We start from the raw sequence: 8,967 nt of genomic DNA, 5'->3' as shown, positions 1-8,967 counted from the left end.
TCAACGCGGGGTGGAGCAGCCCGGTAGCTCGTCAGGCTCATAACCTGAAGGCCGCAGGTTCAAATCCTGCCCCCGCAACCACTGAAACTTGTAAATTCTCCCACTCGGGGTATTTGCGACGAAGCTCGTCCTCATATGAGTCGAGGAGCTTTTTTGTTTCTGCTCCGTCTCGATCTCCCCAGCTTCCAGCTTCTCGATGAAGTCCGCATGCACTTCGGCGACGAAGCGTCGTTCCATCAAGTCGAGAACGTCCATCTGCGCGAGGATGGAAGCGATCAGACCATGCACCTGCAGAGTTGCCGGCTGGTGGCCTGGAGTCTTGCCGATCACCACTTTCTGCACCAGTGAGCGCACAATCGGCATCACCTGACGTTTGGCATCCTCGTTCTTACCGCGGCGCGCCTGCAGGAAGAAGTGGCGCATGCGCAGTTCCGTCTGGGCGGGATTGTGACGCTGCTTCAATTCCTCGATCTTCGCCCGCATGTTCGGCTCGGACGTGGTGAAGGCGTCGATCTCCCTTGCCAGGGCGACACGCTGGAGCTCGATCTGATCGAGCGTATCGTCGAGCGCAGCGAGAGGAGGGCGGCCTTGCATGGCGCGGTCCGAGATCTGCTGGATGATGCTCTTCTGCTTGCGCTCCAACTCGTTCAGTTCGCGCGTCATCTGCTCGCGCTCGACTTTCGGGCGGCGAAGCTTTGATGTTTCCTGTTCGATCACCTTTGCCGACATGGTGTCGAACATCCCCAGGGAGAAGAAAGCGGCCGGCAGGCAATCGAGAACGCGGCTCTCCAGCTCCTGGCGGGTAATGGTCTTGCTGTTACCGCAGCAGGCTCCGCCGAGCTCGTCGATCGGCAGGCGCTTCTTGCGGTTGGTGCAGCTATAGCGATCTTTGCCGCTAATGGCGTAAGGGCCGCCACATTCCGTGCATTCGAGGAGGTGACTGAGCAGGTATCCAGGGCGGTGCGTTGCATTTAGCCGGTTGCTCTGCCCGAAATCGAACAGCTCGCCGATCTCTTTCTGACGCTCCTTCACCCCGCTGCCAGAGGTCGTCGGAAACGATGCGCATTTCTGGCACTGCCGTCAGCACCCATTCGCTTGCGTCGTTGACGCGCGCCGTACGGCGCTCGGTCGGCCATTGCCACAATGCCCATTGCGGTCGCCGGTTCGATTCCATCCAACTGCGTTGATAGCGGAACAACCGGTCGATGGTTTGTATTCCATCAAATGATTGCTCTGCGGCCCGTCAGGGCAGATTCTTTCGCCGGTCGATCAGGCACACTTCTGGGATATGCTTCATAGATTTCGAGGGTGAGATCAGCACCGGCATTGTCGTGGGATATCCTCGTAATTCTGCAGGACTGATCTCACCCTTGAATTAGAGCCGGTAGCCGCCACTCGCTTCGATAACCTGGCCGGTCACCCACCGGCCTTCATCCGAGGCCAGGAAGGCCACCACCGCGGCGATGTCCGACGGTTCGCCGAAGCGGCCAAGGGCGGTATCTGTTTCGATGGCGGTCACCATTTCGGCGCTTTCGCGGACAGCCGCGTTCATATCGGTTCGCGTCCAGCCCGGCGCAACGGCATTCGCCGTGATGCCACGGGGACCCAGTTCAATGGCGAGCGAATGCGTGAAGACGTTGAGGCTTCCCTTGGCCATCGAATATATAGACGCCATCGGCGAGGGTCGTGTGGCGAAACCGGAAGACACGTTTACCACCCGTCCGCCATCACTCAGGCGGCTGAGTGCGGCCTGCACGACGAAAAACGGCGCACGGACGAAGACGTTGAACATGGCGTCAAAGCTCTCAGTGGTCGCATTGTTCAGCCCGCCAAAACCGCTGCCGCCGGCATTGTTCACGACGATGTCCAGCGTTTTGCTGCCGTTGCGGCTCTCAAGTTCAGCATCAAGCGCCTCAAACAAGGGCGCTATGGAACCCGCGTCCACCAATTCTGCCTTCAGAGCGAAGGCGCTGCCACCGGCTTGCTGAATCGCGGCGATGGCCTCGTCGGCGCCAGCCTTGCTGGAGTTGTAAGTCAGTGCGACGGTCGCGCCGTCCGCGGCGAGACGCTCTGCGATAGCGCGACCGATGCCCCGTGACCCTCCCGTCACGAGAGCCGTTTTTCCATTGAGAGACTGCGACATAGAATTTTCCTTCGTTAGCCAAATGCGATTTCAGTTATTTGCGGACGAGCTCGCGCGCCGGTTCACGCGATCCGTTCGCGCGCGATCGGGCCGGGATTTGCCTCGACGACCGTGAGGGCCAAGCGCACGAGATCGGCGTCGCCGCCAAATTCGTGATCTGCGATGTGATGCAAAAGCACGCCGACCTGTTCGAGCTGCCTCGCACCGGCGAGTGGACCGGCGTTGACGGGCTTGAACCCGGCGTCGGCGACCAGACCCCTGGTGACCCTCCCGGCTGCGTCGTCGTCGCTTACGTAGAAGATGCTGGGCTGCGCCGGCGATGCTGACCACGCATCCGCCTCAAGCACCGGAGCCGCCATGAGATTGAACGCCTTGACGATGCGTGCCTTCGGCAGCCGTCGTTGCAGGTCTTCCGAAGTCGAGCTGTCGCGCATGAACTCCAGATCATGGAAGTGCACGAAATCGGCGGTAACGCCGAGCGGGTTCATGGTCTCGATAACGACCTTGCCGTCGAGCGCGCCGCCGACCTCGGCAACGATTGCTTCGACCCGCGGCCAATAGATGGAGAAAAGAACGGCGTCGCCGAACTCCGCAGCCTCGCGGATCGTGCCGAGCCGAGCCTTATCGCCCAGTTCCGCAAGTAATGGCGCGATTTTCCGATCCTCACCGTCCTTCGCAATAACGAGTTCGTGACCTGCCGCGGCCCAGGCTCTTGCCAGTCGACTGCCGAGATTGCCGGCGTTTAAGATTCCGATCTTCATTAGATATCCTATTCACTTCAACGTTCACGCTTCCTCGCGGAGCGGTTCGGTTGGAAGTTAGGATATCGCTCAGGAATAGATTAGATGCCCGACGAACCCCAGTCTGTTGTTCGTGCGAGCAACAATGGTGAACCTGCGCTCGGTCGGCGGGCGGTCTGGCGCGCAATTCCGAGCTTCAGCGAGGCCTCAGCTTCGGCTGGAATCACTACCATCCCCGAATGCATCGCGGCAAAGATCAACGAAGCCACGTACCTTAGGATCCATGTAGCGCGTGGAGGCAAAAACGGCGTGAACCGGCATCGGTATGCTTGCCCAGCCAGGCAAAATCCGAACCAAACGTCCCTCCGCCACATGTGGCTCAGCCATGAACTGCGGAAGTTGCGCCACTCCCAAACCCGATACGGTTAGGTTCTTGGCCGCAACGATGTTATCGAGCGCGCAGCGTGGCGCCTGCGAAACCTTCTCTGTTGCTGGGCCATTGACAAGGGTCCAGCTTGCACGGCCGCTGGACGTTTTCATGATGAGGTCGTGGCGCTTCAAATCGTCGACGGTACGGAGCGCCGGAGCGTCCTTCAGATATCCGGGCGCGGCATAGAGACCGTAAGTTATCTCTCCGAGCTTCCGAGCCGACAAATCCGAATCTTGCAGGGTGCCAATACGAATCGCGACATCGATTCCCTCGTGAATGACATCGACGAAGCGAATTGAATATACCGCTTCCACCGTAACCTTCGGCCACTTGGACAAATATGCGGCGATCCAATTGTCGACCCGCGTTGTGCCGAACTCCGGTGTCGCTGTGATCTTAAGCCGGCCCTTGGGCTCCTGGCTGTGCTGGGCGACCGCGGCTTGGGCCGCCTCCGCGGCCGCAAGGATCGAGGACGCGCGTTCGAAATAGTCCCTTCCGACTTCTGTCACGCTGAGCCGGCGCGTCGACCTGTTCAGCAGCCTCGCGCCTAGCTTTTCCTCGATCCGCTGCACGATGCGGCTCACCCGAGCCTTGTCAGTCTCGAGGCGATCGGCCGCAGCGGTAAAGGACTCCTCCATTACCACTGCGACGAAGACCTGCATTTCGGAAAAGCCGATTGTTGATGTCATGGGCAACATTCTGTCACGCGCCGCTTGAACCATCAATCAGCGGGAGCCCCATATCTCCGACATTAAAGAGCTAAACTCGGATGCGCTGTTGCCGTCGAAACAACAATAGAATCGGCCGATTTTGCTCGGCGCATATTCCAGCATTTAATCGCGAACCGTCGTTTCGATAGCATCGACGCGGTCAGGGTAAAACGCGAGGTATCCCTTAATCATCAGCATGTGGTCGAAAGGATCCTCGTAAGACCAGGCGACATCTCTGGCGGCGCCACCTCGCGCGCTGAAATAGCTGGCATCACCCTTGTAGGGGCAGTGGGTGCTGGTGTCGCTCCGGCTGAGTTCATGCATCGCCACGTCAGTGCGCGGGATGTAGTAGACTGGATTGAGGCTCGCCTCTTTTAGGATGAGGGCGTCACGGCTGTCGGCGAGGACGGACTCATCCAGGTTGACGATAACCCTCTAGCCCGCAGGAGCGACCGTGATCGGATGGTCAGGACCTGGCTTTCTTCCACCTTCCATGTCGTATCCCTTTCTTTTGCTCGCGGCGGTCCGCAGCGCTCGAGGCCTCTCTCAACCGACAGCCGGACGCCCTTGGAGGGGCGTCCGGCAGGAGGTCAATTCGCGACGGTCGCGGCGCTTGCCTGGGCCATGAAGAGGTCGACGTGGACCTGCGGCATGCCCTCGAACGTGCCGCCGATCGGCGACGGGCGCTTTGCCTCGTCGATCAGGCGCCGAGCATGTTCACGCGACACTGGCGTGCCTGGCTGCGTGTAGGCGCGCTCGGCTTCCGGACCCGTCGCCTGCAGGTCAACCGTCGGAGCGTAGGCCCAGAAGTAGATCGGCGTGCTCGGTTCGATGCGCCAGCTGTCCGCGAGCGGGCCCGCGTCGATTGCATCAAAGCCGATCTTATCGAAGAACTCGGTCACCGCCTGCTTCGCTCCGGCGTCGTCACCCGCGATCGGCAGCGTCGTGCGGTTCGCCGAACCCTGCGGCGTCGCGTTGGCCTTCATGTGGAGCCAGCTGAGGTTGTGCATGCCCTTGACGACCTTCGCCCCCGGCAGACGCCGCTGGATCAGCTCGCTGGAAGTCAGCTCGGCCTTGTCGAGGACGTCATTGTTGCCGAATGCGGGATAGTAGTTCGTCTGGTCGAGTACGACCTTGCCCGCGAACTTGTCGGCGGGCAACTGCTCGGTAGCGGCGATCGGGATCGAGAGCGTGACGATGTCACCCGCCGCGATGGCCTCCTCGGTGGTGCCGGCGCGCGCCAGCGGACCAAGCTCCTCTATCAGGTCCTTGATGCTGTCCGCGCCGCGGGAGTTGCTGACCACCACCTTGTAGCCAGCCGCGGTCGCGAGGCGCGCGACTGCCTTACCTACGAGGCCGGAGCCGATGATTCCGATTGTTTGTGTCATGTACGATGTCTTTCTTCATAGGGGCGGTAGCCGCCGACGGGATTCATGCGGCCGCACTGTCCCGCGCGCCCTTCGACGGCGAGCGCTCCAGCAAGCGACAGGAGCGAAGTTATGAATTTGATGGAGGAGTTAACAGTCGGGCCGCAGGCAACACATTGTTGTCCCTCGAACCGACAATAAATCGCCAGCCGTGCAGGCGCACTCAACCCGCGAACGACAAGGTCGCTCGAAACGCAAGCGTGATGATCGGATCGCTACGATACCCGGTGACACCGAATGGCTTCACGCCGTTTAGAATCGAACGCCTAGGGCGCAGCAGATCGTCTCAACTGAAGCCTTCGACATTACTCCTGAAGCCATCGCGGCAGACGTCGACAAACCCCCGCACCTTCGGATCCATGTATCGCGTCGAAGCAAAGACGGCATGGACCGGTACAGGGATACGCGCCCAACCCGGCAGGACTCTAGCAAGGCCGCCTTCCTCTACATGCGGCTCGGCCATGTATCTTGGGAGCTGAACGATCCCCAGACCCGACAGCGCCAGGTTCCTGGCGGCCATGGTGTTATCGAGGGCGCACCGTGGTGCGTGCCACACCTTCTCCGTCTTTTCACCATTCACCAAGGTCCAGCTCGGACGGCCGCGCGGCGCATGCATGATGAGGTCGTGCCGCTTCAGATCATCAACCTTGCGGATAGACGCTGCGCCCCTCAGATAATCGGGGGAAGCATACAAGCCGTAGGTCAACTCTCCCAGCCTGCGGGCCGAAAGCTCCGAGTCATCCAACGGACCTATGCGAATCGCCACATCGACACCTTCATGAATGATATCGACGAGACGGTTCGTGTACTCCGTTTCGACGGTGACCTTCGGCCACTTGCGCAAGAATTCAGCGATCCAGCCATCGACCCGCGTCGTTCCAAATTCAGCCCCCGCCGTAACTCTCAGGCGGCCCTTCGGTTCTTGCGTCCGTTGTGCCACTGCGGCTTCTGCGGCTTCAGCAGCCGCTACGATGGAAGAGGCGCGTTCGAAATAATCGCGCCCGACCTCCGTCACGCTGAGGTGCCGGGTCGATCGGTTCAAAAGCCGCGCGCCGAGCTTTGCTTCCATTCGGCTGATGATGCGGCTCACCCGCGCCTTGTCCGTTTCGAGGCGTTCCGCCGCTGCAGTGAAGGATCCTTCCGTCACCACAGCGATAAACGCCTGCATCTCTAAAAAATCTATTGTTGCTGTCATAGCAACAGTCTGGAACGATTGGACGGAATTATCAATTTTTGAACAACGGAAATCGCCCTTTGGACACGACCGGATTAAGACTCGCGTGTCTTTGAAATGTGAGTGTCTTCAAACGACAGATGGGCTAGTTCGCAGTTTTCCCCAGTTTAGCATGTTGGGGGGAGAGGCCGAAGGTTTGCTTCCTTTCATGAGCGTAGTGCGAGTTTAAAGGTGGGGCATCCTGGATTACAGCCGGGCGGTGATCGAAAGCCAATATCAGTCGCCTGTTATTGTCGACAGAGCCGTCATGTACCGGAGGGAGAGGCGCCGCCTTCCGATGGCGCCTGGCGGATACCGGTCAGGCGATCGCGCCGCCGTCTGCGGTGATCGTCGCGCCCGTGATGACGCTCGCGGCGGAGCTTGCCAGGAATACAACGGCGTTTGCGATCTCCTTTGGCTCGCCGAAGCGCCCGAGTGATGTCAGGCTTCGCTGGAAGTCTGCTGCCGCGCCGTTTGCGGGGTTGGCATCTGTATCCGTCGCCCCAGGCTGGACCAGGTTCACAGTGATGCCCGACGGCCCCAGCTCACGCGAGAGGCCGCGCGTGAAGGACGTCAGTGCCGCCTTCGACATGGCGTAAGGAGTTATGCCAGGAAAAGGTACCCGCTCGCCGAGGGCGGAACCGATCGTGATGATACGGCTGCCGTCTCGCAGATGCGGGATGACCGCCTTTGCAAAAAGCACCGGCGCCCGAACGTTGACGTCCATGAGGGTTTGATATTCGTCAAGGTTCAGATCGGCGATGTTTCCCGAATGGCCGATCGCCGCGCTGTTCACGAGGATGTCCAGCCTGCCGAGCGCGGTCACGGCGTCTTCGACAGCCCGCGCGATCGCCTGCGGATCGGCGCTGTCGGCTCGGATGGCCACGGCACGGCGGCCGTGGCTTTCGACGGACCGGGCAACCGCCGCAGCTTTTTCGCTCGAATTTTGATAGGTGAACGCCACATCGGCGCCATTCTCCGCAAGTGCTTCGACAATAGCCGCGCCGATGCCGCGAGAGCCGCCCTAACCAAGGCGCGCTTTCCACTCAAATCAATCATAGGATTCGATTCCTTTTTCGAATTCGTGAAGTCGGGAGAGCCTCAGCCTTTGCTCCCGACGGATGACCGCCTATTTTGTGGCCCCGGCGCAGCGATTTAAGTGGCGATGAATGCGACAGCTTGTTGCGCGGTGGGGAACAGCGACCGTTTTCCATCCCGTCCGTTGCAAGTCGCGCAACATCGCGTTCCCGACAGGGGGCCCTTTCTCACGACCGTGGACCACCTACATGTCTACACACGTTTCCTCTGAAAATGGAGTGAAGATGAAAGGCCGCCATATATGACAATCCGGGACCACCGTCTGTGCTTAAATATGTCGATGTGCCTGATCCGGTCTGCGGGCCGGACGAAGTCCTCATCAGGGTGGAAGCAATTTCCATCGAAGGCGGAGATCTGATCAATCGCAGATCGACGTCCCAGGCACCTCGGTACGTGGTAGGCTACGCAGCGGCTGGAACGGTCGTGCGTGTGGGCAAAGACGTGACCACTCGTGCCGTCGGCGACAAGGTCGCTGCTTTTAGTCTGCAGGGATCGCACGCTGAACTTTGGGCTGTCGCTGCTTCGCGAACGTGGCTAGTGCCCACGGGCCTGGACATCGCAAAGGCGGCCGCGCTGCCGATCTCCTTTGGCTCCGCCTATCACAGCTTGATCACCCGAGGCGGCCTACGGGAGGATGAAACGGTCCTCATACAAGGCGCGGCTGGAGGCGTTGGGCTTGCGGCGGTACAGCTTGCCAGACAGGCAGGAGCAACCGTCATTGCCGTCGCGAGTGGAAGTGAAAGGCAAGCTCGTCTGACCGAACTTGGAGCCGCCTTCGTCGTCGACCGCCTTGAGCACGACATCGTGGAAGAAGCGCGCCGGCTGACCACCGGGAAGGGCGTCGATCTGGTCATCGACCCGGTCGGTTCCACTTTGCAAGCTTCGCTTTGCGCACTCGCGCCGGAAGGGCGTCTCGTCTTTCTCGGCAATGCCGGCGGCGGAAAGCTCGATGTCGATCTATGGCAGCCGATGCAGAGCAATCAGACGCTCCACGGGGTATTCATGGGATCCGTCCTCGAACGGCCTTCGGTGCACGGCACGGTCGACGAGCTTCTTGCCGCCGCCGCAGCCGGCAAGATCGACGCCGTGATCGACCGATCCTTCGCGCTTCAAGATGCTGCGAAGGCGCATCACTACGCAGAGACGGCCAAGCCCCTCGGGCGTGTCGTGATGACGCCGTGACTAGGAAAAGGAGGACCGCCGTAT

The 8,967-nt window shown here is 60.4% G+C and carries 8 protein-coding genes, 1 tRNA gene and 2 pseudogenes; 4 read left to right on the top strand and 7 right to left on the bottom strand.

Annotation, left to right across the window (positions count from 1 at the left end; genetic code table 11):
* Window positions 1–4 precede the first annotated feature (4 nt).
* The 3 genes from BTE54_RS20755 (at window position 5) to BTE54_RS20745 (ending at window position 699) form a co-directional block, all read left to right on the top strand.
* Window positions 5–81 (top strand) — tRNA-Met (locus tag BTE54_RS20755).
* A 72-nt stretch (window positions 82–153) separates the two neighbouring features.
* Complete coding sequence (locus BTE54_RS20750; RefSeq protein ID WP_078053821.1) at window positions 154–348, top strand: hypothetical protein; 195 nt, start codon at window positions 154–156, stop codon at window positions 346–348.
* A 66-nt stretch (window positions 349–414) separates the two neighbouring features.
* Window positions 415–699 (top strand): hypothetical protein, encoded by a 285-nt coding sequence (locus BTE54_RS20745; RefSeq protein ID WP_078053820.1) that lies wholly within the window; start codon window positions 415–417, stop codon window positions 697–699.
* A gap of 676 nt (window positions 700–1,375) precedes the next feature.
* On the opposite strand, the gene BTE54_RS20740 is transcribed toward BTE54_RS20745, so the two are convergent.
* The 7 genes and pseudogenes from BTE54_RS20740 to BTE54_RS20710 all read right to left on the bottom strand — a co-directional run bounded on the left by BTE54_RS20740 (window position 1,376) and on the right by BTE54_RS20710 (window position 7,722).
* Window positions 1,376–2,143 (bottom strand): SDR family oxidoreductase, encoded by a 768-nt coding sequence (locus BTE54_RS20740; RefSeq protein WP_078053819.1) that lies wholly within the window; start codon window positions 2,141–2,143, stop codon window positions 1,376–1,378.
* Window positions 2,144–2,205: 62 nt separating this feature from the next.
* Complete coding sequence (locus BTE54_RS20735; protein ID WP_078053818.1) at window positions 2,206–2,904, bottom strand: NAD(P)-binding domain-containing protein; 699 nt, start codon at window positions 2,902–2,904, stop codon at window positions 2,206–2,208.
* 186 nt (window positions 2,905–3,090) lie between these two features.
* The gene (locus tag BTE54_RS20730; RefSeq protein ID WP_162934202.1) at window positions 3,091–4,002 is read right to left on the bottom strand and encodes a LysR family transcriptional regulator; all 912 of its coding nucleotides are present in this window, start codon (window positions 4,000–4,002) and stop codon (window positions 3,091–3,093) included.
* Between the two features lie 144 nt (window positions 4,003–4,146).
* Window positions 4,147–4,518, bottom strand: a pseudogene (locus tag BTE54_RS20725) (DUF427 domain-containing protein).
* A gap of 95 nt (window positions 4,519–4,613) precedes the next feature.
* Window positions 4,614–5,411 carry an NADPH-dependent F420 reductase gene (locus tag BTE54_RS20720; protein WP_078053817.1) on the bottom strand — a complete coding sequence of 266 codons (798 nt, stop codon included), beginning with the start codon at window positions 5,409–5,411 and terminating at the stop codon, window positions 4,614–4,616.
* Between the two features lie 325 nt (window positions 5,412–5,736).
* The gene (locus tag BTE54_RS20715) at window positions 5,737–6,645 is read right to left on the bottom strand and encodes a LysR family transcriptional regulator (RefSeq protein WP_078053816.1); all 909 of its coding nucleotides are present in this window, start codon (window positions 6,643–6,645) and stop codon (window positions 5,737–5,739) included.
* A 337-nt stretch (window positions 6,646–6,982) separates the two neighbouring features.
* Window positions 6,983–7,722: pseudogene (locus BTE54_RS20710) on the bottom strand (SDR family oxidoreductase).
* Window positions 7,723–8,025: 303 nt separating this feature from the next.
* Between BTE54_RS20710 and BTE54_RS20705 the strand changes: the two are divergent.
* Complete coding sequence (locus tag BTE54_RS20705; RefSeq protein ID WP_078053815.1) at window positions 8,026–8,943, top strand: zinc-binding alcohol dehydrogenase family protein; 918 nt, start codon at window positions 8,026–8,028, stop codon at window positions 8,941–8,943.
* The last annotated feature ends 24 nt before the right edge of the window (window positions 8,944–8,967 follow it).

The sequence above is a fragment of the Agrobacterium sp. YIC 4121 genome (assembly GCF_002008205.1).
GTDB classification, from domain to species: Bacteria; Pseudomonadota; Alphaproteobacteria; order Rhizobiales; family Rhizobiaceae; genus Agrobacterium; species Agrobacterium leguminum.
This window is presented reverse-complemented; position numbering and strand designations above follow the sequence as displayed.